This is a genomic window from Stenotrophomonas sp. LARHCG68, from assembly GCF_052871705.1.
On the sequence record NZ_JBIXJV010000005.1, the window covers coordinates 23222 to 41246 of the forward strand.

Sequence of the window (18025 nt, forward strand, 5' to 3'; positions counted from 1 at the left end):
CGTCGGCCAACGCCGACAAAGGGATCAATGCGGTTGCATGCTCCGCAGCAACCTGAAGCGCGACGTGTTTCGCGGCCAAGGCCGCACCTGCAGCGTGCCTTTTCTCACCTGGCGTGGCGCTTGAGCAGGTCCAGCAGCACCTCGGCTTCGCTGGCGCGCTTGGCCGGGTCCTTCTCGGCGACGACATGGTCGTTCAGGTGACCGGCCATCACTTCCATCATCAGCCCGTGCATCGCGCCCTTGGCGGCGGCGATCTGCACCAGCACGGCGTCGCAGTCGTCGCCGGCTTCCAGCGCCTGTTCCAGCGCGGCCACCTGGCCGGCGATGCGGCGGACCCGGGCGAGCAGCTTCTTCCTGTCACGTTGGATATGTGCCATGGTCGGGATCGTATACCCTATGGGGTATATGAGAAGGCCGCCATGATGAACCTTGAAACCCTTGCCCAGTCCCGCCAGCACAGCCACGCCTTCAGCGACGGCAACCCGATGGCGGAGAAGAACACGCGCCGGGCCATGGCCCTGACCGTCGTGATGATGGTGGTGGAGATCGCCGGTGGCTGGTGGTTCAACTCGATGGCGGTACTGGCCGACGGTTGGCACATGAGCTCGCATGCCTTGGCATTGGGGCTGGCCGCTTTCGCCTATGCCTGCGCGCGGCGGTACCGGGACGACCCGCGCTTCGCCTTCGGTACCTGGAAGATCGAGATCCTGGCTGGCTACACCAGCGCGATCCTGCTGCTGGGCGTGGCCGGGATCATGGCGTTCGAGTCGATCGCGCGGATGTTCAAGCCCAGCCCCATCCACTACCAGCAGGCCATCGCGATCGCGGTGGTGGGCCTGGCGGTGAACCTGCTGTGCGCGTGGTGGCTGCGCGACCAGCACGCGCACCATCATCATGGCCACGGTCATGGCCACGGTCACCATCACGGACACGACCATCACCACCACCATCATGACCTGAACCAGCGCTCGGCCTACCTGCACGTGCTGGCCGATGCGGCCACCTCGGTACTGGCGATCATCGCCCTGCTGGGTGGGCTGTACTTCAACGCGTCCTGGCTGGACCCGCTGATGGGCATCGTTGGCGCGGTGCTGGTATCGGTCTGGGCCTGGGGACTGATCCGCCAGACCGGCCGCGTACTGCTGGATGCGGAGATGGATGCACCGGTGGTGGCCGAGATCCGCGAAGCGGTGGAGCAGGGCGACGTACCGGCGCGCATCAGCGACCTGCATGTCTGGCAGGTGGGTCGTGGGCGCTTTTCCTGCGCGATGGAAGTGGTGACCGCGCCGGGTGTCGGTGCGGATGTGTTCCACCGCGCGCTGTCGATCCATGAGGAGATCGTGCACGTGACGGTGGAAGTGCGCAGCGCCGGCTAGGTGCGGCGGCTGCTGTTGCTCTCTCCCTTTCTTTGCGGAGCAACGGTGGAGGGTTGGGGGGAGGGCGCGCGGTTGACGTGGTGATTGGGTCTGTCGTGAAAGGCACCCCTCCCCGACCCTCCCCTGCTGCGCAAGGGAGGGGGCGGTTCTGCGTGTGCGTGCAGGTTGCGGAGCTGGCGCTTTTGCCCCCTCCCTTTTGCGGAGCAAAGGGGAGGGTTTGGGAAGGGTTGCTGTTGGCGCGGTGATTGGGTGCGTCGTGAAAGGCACCCCTCCCCGGCTCTCCCCTGCTGCGCAAGGGAGGGGGCGGTTCTGCGTGTGCGTGCAGGTTGCGGAGCTGGCGCTTTTGCTCCCTCCCTTTTGCGGAGCAAAGGGGAGGGTTGGGGAGGGGTTGCTGTTGGAGCGGTGATTGCGTGCATCGTGAAAGGCACCCCTCCCCAGCCCTCCCCGCTATGCAAGGGAGGGGGCGGTCATGCGTGCGCCTCAGATGATCCGCAGCGTGATGGCTTTCAGCACTGCCCGCGTACGGTCGCGGGTGTCCAGCTTGTCCAGGATGGTCGAGACGTAGTTCTTCACCGTGCCCTCGGCCAGGAACAGGCTGCCGGCGATCTCGCGGTTGCTGTAGCCGCCGGCCATCAACCGCAGTACCGCCACTTCCTTCTGGCTGAACAGCTCCTTCGGCGCGTCATCGGCGTGATAGCGGTAGCGCTGCCGCACCGGGTCGGTGCTGACCGGCTGCAGCAGGGTGGTGCCGGCGATGATGCGGTCGATGGCCTGGCGCAGGTCCTCCGGCGCGGCGTCCTTGAGCAGGAAGCCCTGTGCGCCGGCGTCGGTGGCGCGCAGCAGCAGGTCGCTTTCATCGAAGGTGGTCAGGAACAGGCAGGGCGTGGCGTCGCCGCGCTCGCGCAGTGCCTGCAGTGCCTGGATGCCGTCCATGCCGGGCATGCGGATGTCCGAGACGATCAGCTGCACCGGTTGGTGCGGCAGTTGCTCCAGCAGGGCCTGGCCGCTGTCGGCCTCGAACACGATCTCCACGCCCTGCTGTTGCAGCAAGGCGCGCAGGCCGGCGCGGATCAGCGCCTGGTCGTCGACCAGGGCGATGCGAGGGTGGGTGCTCATGCCGGCAACTCCACGTGGATGTGCAGTGCGCCGGTGGCGGTGCGTTGCAGTTCCAGCGTGCCGTGCTGCTCCGCCACGCGCTCGCGCATGCCGGTCAGTCCGTTGCCTTCGCGCAGTTGGCCGCGCAGCCTGCCATCGTCGTGCATGTCCAGCAGCAATCTCCCTTCGTGTTGGTGCAGTGTCACCTGCAGGACCTGTGCTTCGCCATGGCGGGCGCTGTTGGTCAACGCTTCCTGCACGCAGCGCAGCAGGGTTTCGGCCTTGGCGGTGGTGCTCACCTGCACCGCCTCGTCCATCGCCAGGTGCAGGCGGGGCCGCGGCAGCGGTGCGGCCAGCGCATGCAGCGCGGTGGCGATGTCGAGCTGGCCGCCGTCGCGCAGGGAATGCACCACCGCCCGGATGTCCCCCAGCAGTTCGGCCGAAAGCTGCTCGCACAGGGCCAGTTCGGCCGGCGCGTCGCTGCGCCCGGCCAGCGCGCGCAGCTGCAGGCGCAACGCAGTGAGCTTGTGGCCGGCCACATCGTGCAGTTCGCGCGAGAGCCGCAGCCGTTCGGCATCGCGCGAGCTTTCCGCGAGCAGGGCACGGGTGGCGAGCAGGTCGGCGTTGACCAGTGCCAGGCGGTCGCGTGCCTGCTCGGCGCTGTGCGCGTAGTGGGTGGTCAGCATGGCGAAGGCCTGGAAGCCGGCGAAGATCAGCACCACCACGCCGGCATGCGCGTGCACGTCGCGCAGGACCAGGTACATGCCCACGTTCACCGCGGCGATGAGCAGCAGCGTGATGCGCAGCGGCCAGGTGGCGGCGATCTGCGCGGCCAGCATCACCAGCAGGGCCGGCGCCACGCCGCTGTAGTGGGCCAGCCGGACCAGCGCCAGCGCGCTCACCGCTTCAACCAGCAGCAACACCGGGCGCTGCCAGGTCCGGCGCGGCAGCACGGTGGCGACCAGGAAGGCTGCAAGGAACACCGCCGCGCAGCCCCAGCGCCACGGCAGCTGCGCGGCCTCGCCGTAGCGCAGGGTGAAGGCCACCGCCAGCCAGGTGAGCAGGCCGGCGAGGTTGAGGGGGTGGAGGAGTCCGCGCCAGCGCGGCTGAGGGCCGATTTCCATGCCGGCATGCTGGTGGCGCGCAGCGCCGGCGGCAAGGGGGTGGATGCAGAAAGTGACTTCCGGCAGGGTCCGCGGGTGACCGCGGTGACTGCCCGCGCGCTGTCGCCTGCGCGAGCCTGTGCACCAGCCGTTGCATCCGGACGGCATTGCCTGGAGAGAACGCCGTCATGCCTGGATATTCGTTGATCGTCATGTTGCACGTGGTGGCCGGTGTGGTCGCGCTGGCCGGGTTCTGGGCCGCGGCGCTGATGAAGAAGGGCTCACCGCGCCACCGCCTGCTCGGCAAGGTGTACCTGGGGGCGATGGCCGCCATCGTGGTCACCGCGGTGCCGATCACCGTGCAGTTCGCCTTCTTCCGCCACCAGCCGTTGACCGCGCTGTTCCTGGCGTACCTGATCGCCATCACCGGCAATGCCAGTTGGCTGGCGTGGCGGGCGGTCACCGACAAGCGCGACTGGAAGCAGATGGTGGCGCGTGTGGGCTGGAAGCTGGCGTTGTGGCCGATGGTGCTGCTGGCAGGGGCGGTGCTGGTGGTGGGCGTGCAGCGCGGCCAGATGCTGTTCCTGGGCTTTTCGGTGATCGGCCTGTGGGCAGGCTGGCGCATGTGGAACTTCAGCCGCCGTGGCCCGGGGCGGCCGGACTGGGCGTTCCGCCAGCACTACCAGTCGATGCTGGGGGCGGGCATTGCCACCCATGTGGCGTTCCTGAGCATCGGCATGCGCCCGGTGTGGCAGTGGCTGCAGGCGCACACGCCCGTGCCGCCGCTGCTGATCGAGCTGTTCCCGTGGGCGGCGCCGGTGCTGGTGGCCGTGCTCATCGGCTACGGCTTGAACCGCAAGTATGGCGGGCGCCGCGGAACCCGGCCGACGCCGTCGCCGCGGATGCAATCGCCGGCGGAGTGAGTGCCGGCGGTCGCGGTCCCCGGGAGCGTGGAGGCGCTGCGTGGCTCAGACGTCGCCGTCGCTGGCCCAGCCTTCGCCGGTGCCGCGCTGGAACACGCGGTCGCCGTCCTGCACGTCACCGGCCGGGAAATGCTCCTGCGCGGCCAGCCGCGCGTAGATCGGGGTGAAGTCCGGGTCGGTGGCGGCCATCAGCTGCTCGAAGCCGTCGATGACGAAGTAGCTCTTCTGGAAGGTGTCGATGCGGTAGCGGGTGCGCATGATCCGCTCCAGGTCGAAGCCAATGCGGTTGGGCGCGGCCGACTCCAGCGAGTACAGCGATTCGCCCTTGGACGAGACGATGCCGGCGCCGTAGATGCGCAGCCCGTCAGCGGTGTTGATCAGGCCGAACTCCACCGTGTACCAGTACAGGCGGGTCAGGTTCTGCAGTGCCTCCGGGCCGATCGCATGCGCCTTGACCCCGCCACGGCCGTAGGCGGCCATGTAGTCGGCGAACACCGGGTTCATCAGCAGCGGCACGTGGCCGAACAGGTCGTGGAACAGGTCCGGCTCGGCGATGTAGTCGATCTGGTCCGGGCGGCGGATCCACCACGTCACCGGGAAGCGGCGGTTGGCCAGGTGGTCGAAGAAATCCAGTTCCGGCAGCAGGCCTTCCACGCCGACCAGGGTCCAGCCGGTGGCGGCCCCCAGCACTTCGTTGAGCTGGTCGAAGCGCGGGATCATGTGCTCGCTCATGCCCATCTCGTCCTGCGCGTCCAGGAACTCCTGGCAGGCACGGCCGACCAGCAGCTCGCGCTGGCGCTGGTACAGCGTGCTCCAGGTGGCATGGTCGTCGGCGCTGTAGCTGTCCCACGGCTGCTCCACCACGGCGGTGGTATAGACCGGCACGTAACCCTTGTCGGTCTGCTGGTGTTCGACGCGGCGCGGGTTGGCTTCCATGGCGGCAGCTCCATAAGGGAATAGATAACCGCATGGTAGGAAGCTTGCCGCGCAACAGGTTTGCGAAATTGCCCCGTCAGCCGCTCCTGGCGCAATATTGTTGCGGCGATTTAATGTTGCGGAGCAACAAACATGGCTTCAGTCACGCTTGATCGCACGGATCTTCGGCTTCTGGCCGAAATACAGCAGCATGGGCGCGCCACCAATGCCGAGCTCGCAGCACGGGTGAACCTGTCACCGTCCGCCTGCCTGCGGCGGGTGCAACGGCTGGAAGCGGAGGGTGTCATTGCCGGCTATGGCGCTCGCCTGGAGCCGCGTGCGATCGGGCTGGGCCTGCAGGCGTTCGTACGGGTGCAGCTGTCCAAGCACGGCCAGGCGGCCATCAATCATTTCGTGGAGGCGGTGCAGCTGTGGGATGAAGTGGTGGCCTGCCACGCGCTCACCGGCGACATGGACTACCTGCTGCACGTCTACGTGCGCGACCTGGACCACTTCTCGGCCTTCCTGCTGGACAAGCTGCTCGATGCGGCCGGCGTGGCCGACGTCAACTCGAGCTTCGTGCTGCGCACGGTCAAGGAGTTCCGCGCGCTGCCGCTGTCGCAGCTGGGGCGGTAATGAACGGATGTTGCAGCTTTGAAGCCCCTCTCCCGTGTGCGGGAGAGGGGTTGGGGTGAGGGCGCTTTCTGCGGTGATGTCATCCACTGCGCAGAACCGGAAGCGCCCCCTCCCAACCTCCCCCTTGGCTACGCCAAAGGGGAGCGGCTTGAAGCATCAACGCGCCGGGGCGCTGCAGTCCTTCACCACGCCGCGCAGCTTCTCGATGCGCGAACGGCTGTCCTGGCAACGCTGGTGGGCTTCGGCCTGGGCGGCGGCGGTGCGGGCTTCGGCGGTGCGGATCGCCGTGGCCTGGGCCTGCTGCAGGCGGGCAACGCCGGCGCGGATCTGCGGCATCGCGGCCATCGCGGCCTTCTCGCCTTCCAGGATGGCGCGGCCACGCTGCTCGAAATCGGCCGCACCGATGTCCAGCACCGCCGGGCGGATCACCACGTCGGCGCGGCCCAGCTCCTGCTCGCCCAGGCGCTGGCCCATGATGGTGATGGACTGGTTGACCGCACCGAGCAGGCTGGTCGGGCGCTGTCCGTTGGCGCGGCTGGAGATGTCCACGGCGATGACGAACTCGGCGCCGAGCTGGCGCGCGGCATCCACCGGCACCGGGCTGACCACGCCGCCGTCGACGTAGGTCTTGCCGCCGATGGTGACCGGTTCGAACACGCCGGGGATGGAGCTGGAAGCACGCACCGCCTGGCCGACGTTGCCGCGCACGAACACCGCGCGGTCACCGGTCTCCAGCTGGGTGGCGACCGCCGCGAACGGCTTGCGCAGCTGTTCGGCGGGCTTGTTGCCGACCTGGGCGTTGACGTAGTCCTGCAGCTTCTGGCCCTGTACCAGGCCGCCGGAGAACAGGCGCACGTCGCGGATGCTGGCCTCGTCCAGGGCCACGGCCTTCTGCTGCATCTGGAAGGCATCCATGCCGCTGGCGTACAACGCACCGACCACGCTGCCGGCGCTGGTGCCGGACACCACCACCGGCTCGAAGCCGTTGGCTTCGAGCATCTTGATCACGCCGATGTGGGCGAAGCCCTTGGCCGCGCCGCCACCCAGCGCCACGCCGATCTTCACCGGCTTGAGCGGGGTGCTCGGTCGCGCCGCCTGCGGCGGCGTCGGCTTGGTGTTTTCACCACCGCATGCGGCCAGCAGGCCGAACAGGGCAAGGGACAGCAGCAGGCGGGCGTTGCGCGGCTTCATGATGAACAGGGGGCGTTGAAAAGGGCGCCAGCATAGCGCTTTGCGCCGGGCAGGGACCGTGCCGGTGGCCGCGCCGTTTAGGCGGGGCTTCGCTGGGCCAGGGGCCCCGGCTCAGCTGTCGCCCAGGGAAAGCGCCAGGCCCACCAGCACCAGCAACCAGAACAGGCCGCCGAGCACCAGCCACAGCCAGTTCAGCGGCGTGAGCCGGGCATTGGCCGAGCCCGTCGGGTCGCCGCAGGCCAGGTTGGCCGCGCGCTGGGCCTGGACCATCGCCAGCGTGCCGCCGCCGACGGTCAGCATGGCCAATCCGAAACTCGGACCCGGTGCCAGCATGGCATCCGGGAGGCGGCTGATGATCTGCCCGATGATCGCCGAGACCACGTACACCGTGGCCCACGTGCCCGGCGACCAGTCGTGGCGCTGGCCCGCGCGCCGCAGCCGGTGGTCGATTTCCTCGTTCAGGCCATGCGCGAAGAAGATGGCGAAGATGGCGCGCGGGACCGGCCAGATGTCCAGCTTCCGGTCGAGCTTGTGCAGCTTCCAGTGCCGCCAGAACCAATACAGCGAATACAGCCCCACGGTGGCGATGGAAAGCAGCACCAGCTTGCGGAGGGACACCACGTAGAACGGCGGCAGCGCCGGGCGCTCGGCGGTGCGGGTTTCCAGTGGCACCTGTGGGGGTGCGTAGATGTTGTCGTGTGCGTCCATGCGTGGCCGGTTCCCCCCGGAAAACGAACGCGGAGGGTAGACAACCGGCCACGCACAGGCAAGGACGCCAGGCGTCGCCCGGGCAGGCGCAGCGCCCCCGGGCCCGGGACCATCCGGCATGCCGGAGGCCCGGGACCGCGACGGCTTCAGAAGCGGTTGTCACCGTCCAGGATGCGGCCCAGCCCGCCCAGCACCGAGCCTTCGCCGCGGCTCTGGCCACCGCCCTGCGGGGCGGCGGCGAACATGCGGCCGGCCAGGCGCGAGAACGGCAGCGACTGCAGCCACACCTTGCCCGGGCCGGTCAGGGTGGCCAGGAACACGCCTTCGCCACCGAAGAACATGCTCTTCAGGCCGGCGACGCGGCGCACGTCCATGTCCACGCCGGCGTGGTAGGCCACCACGCAGCCGGTATCCACGTCGATGCGCTCGCCGGCGGCCAGCTCGCGTTCGACCACGCAGCCACCGGCGTGCACGAACACCCAGCCGTCGCCCTCCAGCTTCTGCATGATGAACCCCTCGCCGCCGAACAGGCCGGTCATCACCTTGCGCTGCAGGTGCACGCCGACCTGCACGCCACGGGCGCCGGCCAGGAAGCTGTCCTTCTGGCAGACCAGCTTGCCGCCGTGCTGGTCCAGCTTCATCGCCAGCACCGTGCCGGGGTAGGGCGCGGCGAAAGCGACCTTGGCCTTGCCCTGGCCGGTATGGGTGTAGACGGTGGCGAACAGGCTTTCACCGGTGATCACGCGCTTGCCGGCCGACAGCAGCTTGTCCATGAAGCCGCCCTGGCCCTCGTGGCGGCCGTCGCCGAACACGGTGTCCATCTGCACGGAGGCGTCCTTGAACATCAGCGCGCCGGCTTCGGCGATGGCACTCTCGCCCGGGTCCAGTTCGATTTCGACGAACTGCATCTCATGGCCGACGATGCGGAAGTCGATATCATCGGCCCGGCTACGGTTGCCCCCGACCGGCGGCGGCATCGGCGGCGGGGCGGCCTGGCCGCCGAACTCGGCGATTTCGCCGACCGGCTGCCAGCCCTGCATGCCGGTCCGCCAGGCCAGTGCCTGGCGGTTGGCCTGGGCGTAGGCGCGGGCCGCTGCCTCATCGAGCGGGCCGACCCGGTCGGACTGGCCGGGAACATGGAAATACCACTGGGTCATGGCGCATCGCCTGGTGTGGGTAAGGAAGCCCAAGTCTATGCAGTGCGGTGGCTTTTTCACCCCTGACAGGCGTCATGCGTCTGAATACCTGAACGATTGCGATACGAATGTTGTACTGCAACAATTCCGTGCTAGGCGCAGTTCCCCATTCCTCCCAACAGGCCCTTCTTCGCCATGTCCCCGACCCGTACTGTCCGCGGCCGCTTCCCGGCTGCGCATCCGCTGTTCGTCGCTGTAGCCGCCCTGCTCCCCCTGGCCGCGATGGCCCAGGACGCCACCCCCGCACAGAAGGAAGCCGCCACGCTGGACGCCGTGAAGGTCACGGCCGCGCGCAAGGTGGAGAACATCCAGGACGTGCCGGTCTCGATCAGCACCGTCAGCGGCGAGAAGCTCGACGCGCTGGCCTCCGGCGGCACCGACGTGCGCTACCTGTCCGGCCGCGTGCCCAGCCTCAACATCGAATCCTCGTTCGGCCGTGCGTTCCCGCGCTTCTACATCCGCGGTTACGGCAACACCGATTTCCGCCTGAACACCTCGCAGCCGGTGTCGCTGGTGTACGACGACGTGGTGCAGGAGAACCCGATCCTGAAGGGCTTCCCGATCTTCGACGTGGAGCAGGTGGAAGTGCTGCGCGGCCCGCAGGGCTCGCTGTTCGGCCGCAACACCCCGGCCGGCGTGGTGAAGTTCGACTCGGTGCGCCCGACCCAGGAGTTCAACGGCTACGGCAAGGTCGGCTACGGCAGCGACAACCTGTGGAACGTCGAGGCCGCCGTCGGCGGCGCGCTGAGCGCGCGCTGGTCGGCCCGCGTGTCGGCGCTGTACCAGCGTCGCGACGATTGGGTGAAGAACACCGGCACCGGCCCGAACGACGGCCTGGAAGGCTATGACGAGTCCGCCGTGCGCGTGCAGTTCCTGTACGAAAGCGACAACTTCGAGGCGCTGCTGGGTGCGCACAAGCGCCACCTCAACGGCACCGCGCGCCTGTTCCGCGGCAACATCTTCAAGCCGGGCACGAACGACTTCGTCGCCGGCTTCGACGAGGACAAGGTGTCCATCGACGGCCTGAACCACTCCGAGCTGGACAGCAGCGGTGCCAACGCGCGCCTGAGCTGGGACTTCGGCAACCTCAAGCTGTCCTCGATCACCGGCTACGAAACCGTGGACACCTACAGCGTGGGTGACATCGACGGCACCTCCGGCCCGTACTTCACCCCTGAAGTGCCGTTTGCCTCCGAAACCGCCGACGGCATCCCGAGCCATTCGCAGTGGACGCAGGAACTGCGCCTGGAATCGCTCAACGACGGGCCGCTGAACTGGCAGGCCGGCCTGTTCTATTTCAAGGAAGACTACGACGTCGACAGCTACAGCTACGACACCACCAACGGCAGCAGGCAGGATGGCTTCCAGCGCATCAACCAGACCAACGATGCCTGGGCGGCGTTCGGTGGGGTGACCTTCCAGGCCACCGACAAGCTGGAGTTGCGCGCCGGCGTGCGTTACACCGTCGACAAGAAGGACCTGGTGGTCAAGGACTACTGGAACACCGGCTTCTCCCCGTGCGTGCTGTCGGCCAAGTGCGACCTGGCCGGCCTGCTCGCCGCCCAGCAGGCGGCCTTCGCCCGTGGTGACGCGGTGGACCCGTACCTGTCGGCCTCGACCAAGGACAAGAAGTTCAACTGGGACTTCTCGGCCACCTACGCCGTCAACGACACCGTCAACGTCTACGGGCGCGTTGCCACCGGCTTCCGCGGCAGCTCGATCCAGTCGGCCGGCGCCTTCAACGACAAGACCGTGGCCGACCCGGAAACCGTGCTGTCCTTCGAAGCCGGCGTGAAGGCGGACTTCTGGGACAACCGTGCACGCCTGAATGCCAGCGTCTACCACTACCGGGTCAAGGACCAGCAGCTGACCGCCGTGGGCGGCGAGCTGGGTAACGCCAACATCCTGCTCAACGCCGACAAGAGCGTGGGCCAGGGCTTCGAGCTGGACCTGCAGGCCTACCTGACCGACAACCTGCTGGTCACGCTGGGCAGCGGGTACAACCACACCGAGATCAAGGACGCCGATCTCAGCGTTGCACCGTGCTTCTCGTGCACCGTGACCAACCCTGTCATCGATGGCAAGGCGCGGATCAACGGCAACTCACTGCCGCAGGCACCGGAGTGGACCCACAACCTGACCGCACGCTGGTCGCTGCCGCTGGCCGATGGTGCGCAGTTCTACGTGTTCACCGACTGGGCGTACCGCAGCGAAGTGAATTTCTTCCTGTACGAGTCCAGGGAATTCACCGGCAAGTCGTTGCTGGAAGGCGGCCTGCGCCTGGGTTACCAGTGGAACGACGGGGACTACGACGTGGCGCTGTACGGCCGCAACATCACCAACCAGATCCGCGCCACTGGCGGCATCGACTTCAACAACCTCACCGGCTTCATCAACGAGCCGCGCCTGTGGGGCGTGGAGTTCAAGACCCGCTTCTAAGCGCCGGTCTGCAGGTTGAACGAAGAAGGCGCGGAGCAATCCGCGCCTTCTTCATTTCCGTAGTGCCGAGCCATGCTCGGCTGGGGCTTCAACGGTAACGCCCCTTGCCGAGCATGGCCCGGCACTCCCCCGCATTGCTCAGCGCGCTTCGGAGATGTCGGAGGTGAGCGCGGCGGTCTCGGCGGCGCAGTCACGCGGCAACGATCGCTTCAGCGTGCGGGCGTACGCCAGCTCGCGGCGTGCCTTGGCCAGGTCGGCGACGAACTCGGGGTTGTCGTGCAGGCGGGCGACCGTGGCCGCACCCATGAAGCGTCCCTGTTGCACGTCACTGAACCAGTGCACGTTGCAGACCAGCCGGCTGTGGCCGTAGTTGCGGCCGCGCTCGATCAGGGCGGTGGCGTGCTCCGGATCGATCTCGGCCAGGATCAACGCCCAGGCCCAGCCGATCGAGGTGTGCCCGGACGGGTAGGAGCCACTCTTGCGCAGGTCCTGCTCGTCCTCCGGGGTGCAGGTCGGCTCGTTGTTGACCATGAACGGACGCGGGCGCTGGTAGTGGTGCTTGGCGGCCTTGGTGGCGGCGCTGGCATCGATGCGGCTGCGTTCGAGCAGGGTGTACAGCGTCGGCGTGTCCTGCGCGGTGACCGCCACGCCCAGCGCGCAGCTGAACTGCTCGGCGCCGGCCGGGAAGGACAGGTCGGCGTCGGCATGGGCCTGCTGGAAGCGCGCGCTGCCGCGCATGCCGATGGCCTCGCGGGCCACGGCCTCGTCCAGCTGCGCCCAGACCGAGCCCGGGGCCGGCGGGGCCGGGCTCAGCGCCAGGCTGTCGGGAATGGCATCGCCCTGCAGGTAGCCGCTGGCGTGCTGGGTGGGGTCCTCGTCCGGCGCACCGGAACGGGTGGGAGTGCTGGAACAGGCGGCCAGGGCGGCGGCCAGCGAAACGGCTGCGGCAAGGCGCAGCGGGAAGCGGGTACGGGACATTCGGGTACGGCGGAAACGACGGAACGGACCGGCATCATCGCATTGCCGGCACCGCCCCGGTGGATCGGGGCAGTGGCGATGGCCCGTTTACCCGACCCAGGCGGTCAGCCGGCCTTCGTCCTCGCGGACCTGGACCGGCCCGCCGAACAGCTCGGACAGCGGCCCGGAGCACAACAGCTCCGCGCGCGGGCCGTCGGCCAGGATGCGGCCGCCCTTCATCAGCACAACGCGGCCGATTTCCGGGATCACTTCCTCGATGTGGTGGGTGACCAGCACCAGGGTGATGCCCTCCCGGGCCAGGTGCTGCATGGTGTCGACCAGGTGCTGGCGCGAGATCAGGTCCAGCCCGGTGGAGGGTTCGTCCAGCAGCAGGGCGCGTGGCTGGTTGACCAGCGCCCGCGCGATCAGCACGCGGCGGGTTTCCCCGGCCGACAGCTCGGCGTAGCTGCGGCCCAGCAGGGGCAGGGCGCGGGCCAGTTCCAGCGCCTGGCGGGCACGCTGGCGCATGGCGTCGGTGACGTCGCGGTGCGCCGGCACCACGTAGCTGGCGAAGAAGCCGGAGATCACCGCTTCCTCCACGCTCAACCCGGGCATGTCGGACAGGTTGCTGGACAGGTCGCCGGTGACGATGCCCAGCTGCGAGCGCAGCCGGTCCACCTGCCAGCGGGTCTGGCCCAGCACCTGCACCGGTATGTGACCGTCCGCACGTGCCAGCGGGTACAGCTCGCGGGTGATCAGCTTGATGAACGAGGATTTGCCGCAGCCGTTGGGGCCGAGGATCGCCGTGTGCTGTCCCTGCTCGATGCGCAGTTTCAATTCATGCAGGACGCGGACCTGGCCGCGGATGACGCAGGCATGGTCCAGTTCGATCAGGGGGGCCGGGCTGGCGGCGGGGGCGATGGACATCAGGAGGTGAGCGGCAGCTGAGGATTCGACCAACGGACGACCCGCCGGTGGATGAAGTTTGCGCCGACAGCCCCCATCATGTGTAGCGGTTGTTTCATCTGGCACCGACCTGCCACGGAGTCCCGCCATGCCTGACGCCCTGTTTGATTTCCTCACTGGTGGCATCGCCGGCCTGGGCTGGTGGGGCATGCTGGCGGTGCTGCTGGTGGTCACCCAGCTGACCATCTTCGCGGTGACCCTGTACCTGCACCGCAGCCAGGCCCATCGCGGCGTGGATTTCCATCCGCTCATCGCCCACTTCTTCCGCTTCTGGGTGTGGCTGACCACCTCGATGATCACCCGCGAGTGGGTGGCCATCCATCGCAAGCACCACGCCAAGGTCGAGACCGAGGACGACCCGCACAGCCCGGTGACCAAGGGCATCGACCGCGTGTTCTGGCGCGGCGTGGAGCTGTACCGCGAAGCCCGCGCGCTGCGCGGCGACATCGAGCAGTACGGGCGCGGCGCGCCGGAGGACTGGATCGAGCGGCACCTGTACACGCCGCACGCCAACCTCGGGCCGGTGCTGTTGTTCGTGGTCAACATGGTGCTGTTCGGCCTGCCGGGCATCGCGCTGTGGGCGATCCAGATGGCGTGGATCCCGTTCTGGGCCGCCGGTGTGGTCAACGGCCTGGGCCACTGGTGGGGCTACCGCAACTTCGAGTCGGCCGACACCTCCACCAATCTCACCCCGTGGGCGTTCTGGATCGGCGGCGAGGAGCTGCACAACAACCACCACGCCTTCCCGAGCTCGGCGCGCTTCTCGATGCGGCGCTGGGAGTTCGACATCGGCTGGCAGGCGATCCGGCTGCTGCAGGCGCTGCGCCTGGCCAAGGTGCTGCGCGTGGCACCGAGCATGGACATCCGCCCCAACATCACCGTGCCCGATGCGGACACGCTCAAGGCGCTGCTCTCGCACCGCTTCCAGGCCATGACCGACTACCAGCGCAACGTGTTCGCACCGGCGTTGAAGGACGAAGCCACCGCCGCCGGTGCCAAGCTGCGCAAACTGCTGCCGCGGCGCCTGCGCAAGGGTCTGGTCAACGATGGCCGTTGGCTCAAGCCGGCCTGCCGCGAGCAGTTGCAGGACTGGGTGCAGCAGCGCCCGCGCATCCAGCTGCTGGTCGACTACCGTGCGCGCTTGTCGGCCCTGCTGGAGGCCCGCAGCCACGATGCCGCCGAGCGCCTGCGCCAGCTGCAGCAGTGGTGCCAGGACGCCGAGGCCAGTGGCAGTGCGGTGCTGCAGGCCTATGCCGCGCGCCTGAAGGGCTACGCGCTCAGCGCCGCATGAGGACGGTGACGGTGCTGATGGGCCTGCTGCTGGCCGGCCCGGCGATGGCGCAGGTACAGGACACCCACGAATACCTGCAACGCATGGACGCCGATGGCGACGGCAAGGTCAGCCCGGACGAGTACCTGCAGTGGATGCTGTACGCCTTCGACCGCATGGATCGCAACGGCAATGGCGTGCTGGAGCCGGAAGAACAACCCGGTGGCCGTGGCAAGCCGATCACCCGCGAGGAACAGCGGCAGGTGATCCTGGCGCGGTTCGCGCGGCAGGACGCCAATGGCGACGGGTTCCTCAGCGCCCGCGAGCTGATGGCACCGCCGCGTTGAGCGACGGCGCGGCGCAGGGGCGGCCTTGGCCGCGGAACCGAAACCACGTCCTGCACTGGCAAGGCAATGCACATCGGCGGTTGAAGCGGGTCGTTCAACAACGCCAGCTTCGCGGCCGAGGCCGCTCCTACGAAAAACGATTCTGGAACGCGACATGCCCGAATTACCCGAAGTAGAAACCACCCGCCGTGGGCTGGAGCCACACCTGCAGGGGCGGCGCATCCATGGCGTGATCCTGCGCCGGCCGGACCTGCGCTGGCCGATCCCGGCGGAGATCGAGGCCGAGCTGCCGGGCCAGCGCATCGCCGCGATCCGCCGCCGTGCCAAGTACCTGCTGCTGGACACCGAAGCGGGCAGCGCGGTGTTGCACCTGGGCATGTCCGGCAGCCTGCGCGTGCTGCCCGGCGATACGCCGGTGCGTGCGCACGACCACGTCGACATCAGCCTGGAGGATGGCCGCCTGCTGCGCTTCAACGACCCGCGCCGGTTCGGTTGCCTGCTGTGGCAACCGCCCGGGGAAACCCATGAACTGCTGCGCGGCCTGGGCCCGGAGCCGCTGGATGATGACTTCGACGGCGACTACCTGTTCCAGCGCAGCCGTGGCCGCAGCGCGGCGGTGAAGACCTTCCTGATGGACCAGGGCATCGTCGTCGGGGTGGGCAACATCTACGCGGCCGAAAGCCTGTTCATGGCCGGCATCAACCCGCTGCGCGAAGCGGGCAAGGTCTCGCGTGCGCGCTACCAGCGGCTGGCCGATGCGGTGAAGGCCATCCTCGGCCACGCCATCGTGCGCGGCGGCACCACGCTGCGTGACTTCATCAGCCCCGACGGTGCTCCCGGCTACTTCGAGCAGGAGCTGTTGGTGTACGGGCGCGAGGGGGAGGCCTGCAAGCAGTGCGGGCGCGCGCTGCGCCACGCCACCATCGGCCAGCGGGCGACGGTGTGGTGCGGGCATTGCCAGCGGTGAGTGGCTGGCGGCGGCGCAGGGGCAATTGCAACAGCAACGGCACCCCTCCCCGGCCCTCCCCTTGGCGATGCCAAAGGGAGGGGGCAAAAGCAGGGCTGCGCTGCTACCTGGCCGATCTGCAGGGACCGCCCCCTCCCTTGCGCAGCAGGGGAGGGTCGGGGAGGGGTGCCGTTGCGGTTGATCTACCCACGGCCCCGCGCAGGCGCTCACTCCAGAGTTAGCCGGCGTATGCCTATCATGCGCAACCTTTTTTGCTCCGGACGACTGCATGCAACGTCGTGATTTCCTGCGCAATGCCGCCGCCGCACTGGCTGCCTTCGGCCTGCCTTCCTTCGCCGCCTGCGCGGCCACGCCGACCCAGTTGGGCCTGCGCCGCATCGGCCAGCCACAGCCCTTCGATTTCGCCGCGCTCAAGGGCCAGGCGCGGGCGCTGGCGGCCGCGCCGTACCAGAGCCACAAGCGCACCTTGCCAGCCGAGCTGGAAGCGCTGGACTGGGACCAGTACCAGTCCATCCGCTACCGCCAGGACCATGCCCTGTGGGCCAACCAGCCGGGCAAGTTCCAGGCCAAGTTCTTCCACCTGGGGCTGTACTTCCATTCGCCGGTGCGCATGTTCGACGTGGCCGATGGCAAGGCGCAGGAGCTGGCCTACGACGGTGATGCGTTCGACTACGGCAGCAGTGGCGTGCACGGCAAGCGCCTGCCGGCCGACCTGGGCTTTGCCGGGTTCCGCCTGAACACCCGTGCCGACACCGATCGCGACTTCGCCGCCTTCCTCGGCGCGAGCTATTTCCGCGCGGTGGGCAAGGAGGGCCAGTACGGCCAGTCCGCGCGCGGCCTGGCGATCGACACCGGCATGGGCAAGCCGGAGGAATTCCCGGACTTCATCGCCTATTACCTGGAACAGCCCAGCGGTGACTCCGACACGCTCGTGGTCTATGGCCTGCTGGACTCACCCAGCGTGGCCGGTGCGTATCGCTTCGCGATCACCAATGGCGAGGTGCTGCTGATGGACATCGACAGCGCGTTGTACCCGCGCAGTCAGATCGAGCGGCTGGGCATCGCGCCGTGCACCAGCATGTACCAGGTCGGCGAGAACGACCGCCGCATGGACTGGGACTGGCGCCCGGAGATCCACGACACCGACGGCCTGTCGATGTGGAACGGTGCCGGCGAATGGATCTGGCGCCCACTGTGCAACCCGCGGCACCTGCGCTTCAACATGTTCATGGACAACAACCCGCGCGGTTTCGGCCTGCTGCAGCGTGACCGCAACTTCGACCATTACCAGGACGATGGCGTGTTCTACGAGAAGCGCCCCTGCCTGTGGGTGGAGCCGAAGGGGCAGTGGGGCGAGGGTTCGGTGCAGCTGGTGGAGATCCCCACCGTCGATGAAACCTTCGACAACATCGTCGCGTTCTGGAACCCCACGGCCAAGCCGCAGCCCGGCCAGGAACTGCTGGTCGGCTACCGCCTGTACTGGGGCGCGCAGCCGCCGGCTCGGCCGCCGCTGGCGCATTGCGTGGCCAGCCGCACCGGCCTGGGCGGGATCATCGGCAAGAAGCGCGAGTACTTCTCGTGGCGCTTCGCGGTGGATTTCGAAGGCGGCGAACTGGCCGGCCTGATCGACAAGGCCGAGGTCGAGGCGGTGGTGGAAACCAGCCGCGGCAAGGTCGAGATCGTCTCGGCGCGCCCGTTGCGCGAGATCAAGGGCTACCGCGCCATGTTCGACCTGGTGCCGCCGGAAGGCAGTTACGACCAGATCGACGTCCGCCTGTACCTGCGCAGCGCCGGCAAGACCCTGACCGAGACGTGGCTCTACCAGTACAGCCCGCCGCCGGCCGATGCGCCGGAGCGGACGTTGTATTGATTGGCTCGAGTCCCTGCTTGAGGCACCCCTCCCCAACCCTCCCCTTGGCTACGCCAAAGGGAGGGA

Annotated in this window: 17 protein-coding genes; 8 read left to right on the forward strand and 9 right to left on the reverse strand. The window is 68.2% G+C overall.

The features are described 5' to 3' along the window. Positions 1-104: 104 nt before the first annotated feature. Positions 105-377, reverse strand: a complete 273-nt coding sequence (locus ACIPR8_RS15535; RefSeq protein WP_323438889.1) for a metal/formaldehyde-sensitive transcriptional repressor — start codon at positions 375-377, stop codon at positions 105-107. Between the two features lie 45 nt (positions 378-422). On the opposite strand from ACIPR8_RS15535, the gene dmeF reads away from it, so the two are divergent. Further along, positions 423-1376 (forward strand): CDF family Co(II)/Ni(II) efflux transporter DmeF, encoded by a 954-nt coding sequence (gene dmeF, locus ACIPR8_RS15540; RefSeq protein WP_446541712.1) that lies wholly within the window; start codon positions 423-425, stop codon positions 1374-1376. 480 nt (positions 1377-1856) lie between these two features. Here the strand turns inward: dmeF and ACIPR8_RS15545 are convergent, their stop codons facing one another. After that, entirely contained in the window at positions 1857-2492 is a 636-nt protein-coding gene (locus ACIPR8_RS15545) for a response regulator transcription factor (RefSeq protein ID WP_446541588.1), read from the reverse strand. After that, positions 2489-3595, reverse strand: a complete 1107-nt coding sequence (locus ACIPR8_RS15550) for a sensor histidine kinase (protein ID WP_446541589.1) — start codon at positions 3593-3595, stop codon at positions 2489-2491. The genes ACIPR8_RS15545 and ACIPR8_RS15550 overlap by 4 nt, the downstream gene beginning before the upstream one ends. Positions 3596-3762: 167 nt before the next feature. Between ACIPR8_RS15550 and ACIPR8_RS15555 the strand changes: the two genes are divergently transcribed. Continuing rightward, complete coding sequence (locus tag ACIPR8_RS15555) at positions 3763-4497, forward strand: hypothetical protein (protein ID WP_446541590.1); 735 nt, start codon at positions 3763-3765, stop codon at positions 4495-4497. 45 nt (positions 4498-4542) lie between these two features. Here the strand turns inward: ACIPR8_RS15555 and phhA are convergent, their stop codons facing one another. Continuing rightward, positions 4543-5433, reverse strand: a complete 891-nt coding sequence (phhA, locus tag ACIPR8_RS15560; protein ID WP_132862301.1) for a phenylalanine 4-monooxygenase — start codon at positions 5431-5433, stop codon at positions 4543-4545. Positions 5434-5565: 132 nt separating this feature from the next. On the opposite strand from phhA, the gene ACIPR8_RS15565 reads away from it, so the two are divergent. Then, the gene (locus tag ACIPR8_RS15565) at positions 5566-6048 is read left to right on the forward strand and encodes an Lrp/AsnC family transcriptional regulator (RefSeq protein ID WP_192288350.1); all 483 of its coding nucleotides are present in this window, start codon (positions 5566-5568) and stop codon (positions 6046-6048) included. 156 nt (positions 6049-6204) lie between these two features. On the opposite strand, the gene ACIPR8_RS15570 is transcribed toward ACIPR8_RS15565, so the two are convergent. From ACIPR8_RS15570 to ACIPR8_RS15580, 3 genes are all read right to left on the reverse strand, one after another. Beyond that, positions 6205-7242 (reverse strand): patatin-like phospholipase family protein, encoded by a 1038-nt coding sequence (locus tag ACIPR8_RS15570; protein ID WP_207911836.1) that lies wholly within the window; start codon positions 7240-7242, stop codon positions 6205-6207. A gap of 108 nt (positions 7243-7350) precedes the next feature. Continuing rightward, positions 7351-7947, reverse strand: a complete 597-nt coding sequence (locus tag ACIPR8_RS15575) for a hypothetical protein (protein ID WP_446541591.1) — start codon at positions 7945-7947, stop codon at positions 7351-7353. Between the two features lie 146 nt (positions 7948-8093). Next, positions 8094-9104: a TIGR00266 family protein gene (locus tag ACIPR8_RS15580; RefSeq protein WP_446541592.1), complete on the reverse strand. Its 1011-nt coding sequence runs from the start codon at positions 9102-9104 to the stop codon at positions 8094-8096. Between the two features lie 174 nt (positions 9105-9278). Here ACIPR8_RS15580 and ACIPR8_RS15585 point away from each other — a divergent pair, with 174 nt between their 5' ends. Beyond that, entirely contained in the window at positions 9279-11582 is a 2304-nt protein-coding gene (locus ACIPR8_RS15585; protein ID WP_446541593.1) for a TonB-dependent receptor, read from the forward strand. 138 nt (positions 11583-11720) lie between these two features. Here the strand turns inward: ACIPR8_RS15585 and ACIPR8_RS15590 are convergent, their stop codons facing one another. After that, positions 11721-12560: an acid phosphatase gene (locus ACIPR8_RS15590; RefSeq protein WP_192288347.1), complete on the reverse strand. Its 840-nt coding sequence runs from the start codon at positions 12558-12560 to the stop codon at positions 11721-11723. Between the two features lie 87 nt (positions 12561-12647). After that, the gene (locus ACIPR8_RS15595) at positions 12648-13466 is read right to left on the reverse strand and encodes an ABC transporter ATP-binding protein (RefSeq protein WP_446541594.1); all 819 of its coding nucleotides are present in this window, start codon (positions 13464-13466) and stop codon (positions 12648-12650) included. Positions 13467-13593: 127 nt separating this feature from the next. Between ACIPR8_RS15595 and ACIPR8_RS15600 the strand changes: the two genes are divergently transcribed. The 4 genes from ACIPR8_RS15600 to ACIPR8_RS15615 all read left to right on the forward strand — a co-directional run bounded on the left by ACIPR8_RS15600 (position 13594) and on the right by ACIPR8_RS15615 (position 17959). Next, the gene (locus ACIPR8_RS15600; protein WP_446541595.1) at positions 13594-14796 is read left to right on the forward strand and encodes a DesA family fatty acid desaturase; all 1203 of its coding nucleotides are present in this window, start codon (positions 13594-13596) and stop codon (positions 14794-14796) included. Continuing rightward, positions 14793-15122, forward strand: a complete 330-nt coding sequence (locus ACIPR8_RS15605; protein WP_446541596.1) for an EF-hand domain-containing protein — start codon at positions 14793-14795, stop codon at positions 15120-15122. The genes ACIPR8_RS15600 and ACIPR8_RS15605 overlap by 4 nt, the downstream gene beginning before the upstream one ends. Before the next feature lie 154 nt (positions 15123-15276). Continuing rightward, positions 15277-16089, forward strand: coding sequence for a bifunctional DNA-formamidopyrimidine glycosylase/DNA-(apurinic or apyrimidinic site) lyase (mutM, locus tag ACIPR8_RS15610; RefSeq protein WP_446541597.1), 813 nt, complete (start codon positions 15277-15279; stop codon positions 16087-16089). Between the two features lie 268 nt (positions 16090-16357). Then, entirely contained in the window at positions 16358-17959 is a 1602-nt protein-coding gene (locus ACIPR8_RS15615; protein ID WP_446541598.1) for a glucan biosynthesis protein, read from the forward strand. Positions 17960-18025 lie beyond the last annotated feature (66 nt).

Excerpts from the sequence above, each read along its gene's own strand:
- phhA (WP_132862301.1), bottom strand. The coding sequence starts at position 5,433 with ATGGAAGCCAACCCGCGCCGCGTCGAACACCAGCAGACCGACAAGGGT.
- ACIPR8_RS15605 (WP_446541596.1), top strand. The coding sequence starts at position 14,793 with ATGAGGACGGTGACGGTGCTGATGGGCCTGCTGCTGGCCGGCCCGGCG.
- ACIPR8_RS15545 (WP_446541588.1), bottom strand. The coding sequence starts at position 2,492 with ATGAGCACCCACCCTCGCATCGCCCTGGTCGACGACCAGGCGCTGATC.
- ACIPR8_RS15615 (WP_446541598.1), top strand. The coding sequence starts at position 16,358 with ATGCAACGTCGTGATTTCCTGCGCAATGCCGCCGCCGCACTGGCTGCC.
- ACIPR8_RS15590 (WP_192288347.1), bottom strand. The coding sequence starts at position 12,560 with ATGTCCCGTACCCGCTTCCCGCTGCGCCTTGCCGCAGCCGTTTCGCTG.
- ACIPR8_RS15585 (WP_446541593.1), top strand. The coding sequence starts at position 9,279 with ATGTCCCCGACCCGTACTGTCCGCGGCCGCTTCCCGGCTGCGCATCCG.
- ACIPR8_RS15580 (WP_446541592.1), bottom strand. The coding sequence starts at position 9,104 with ATGACCCAGTGGTATTTCCATGTTCCCGGCCAGTCCGACCGGGTCGGC.
- dmeF (WP_446541712.1), top strand. The coding sequence starts at position 423 with ATGAACCTTGAAACCCTTGCCCAGTCCCGCCAGCACAGCCACGCCTTC.
- ACIPR8_RS15600 (WP_446541595.1), top strand. The coding sequence starts at position 13,594 with ATGCCTGACGCCCTGTTTGATTTCCTCACTGGTGGCATCGCCGGCCTG.
- ACIPR8_RS15595 (WP_446541594.1), bottom strand. The coding sequence starts at position 13,466 with ATGTCCATCGCCCCCGCCGCCAGCCCGGCCCCCCTGATCGAACTGGAC.
- ACIPR8_RS15555 (WP_446541590.1), top strand. The coding sequence starts at position 3,763 with ATGCCTGGATATTCGTTGATCGTCATGTTGCACGTGGTGGCCGGTGTG.
- mutM (WP_446541597.1), top strand. The coding sequence starts at position 15,277 with ATGCCCGAATTACCCGAAGTAGAAACCACCCGCCGTGGGCTGGAGCCA.
- ACIPR8_RS15565 (WP_192288350.1), top strand. The coding sequence starts at position 5,566 with ATGGCTTCAGTCACGCTTGATCGCACGGATCTTCGGCTTCTGGCCGAA.
- ACIPR8_RS15575 (WP_446541591.1), bottom strand. The coding sequence starts at position 7,947 with ATGGACGCACACGACAACATCTACGCACCCCCACAGGTGCCACTGGAA.
- ACIPR8_RS15535 (WP_323438889.1), bottom strand. The coding sequence starts at position 377 with ATGGCACATATCCAACGTGACAGGAAGAAGCTGCTCGCCCGGGTCCGC.
- ACIPR8_RS15550 (WP_446541589.1), bottom strand. The coding sequence starts at position 3,595 with ATGGAAATCGGCCCTCAGCCGCGCTGGCGCGGACTCCTCCACCCCCTC.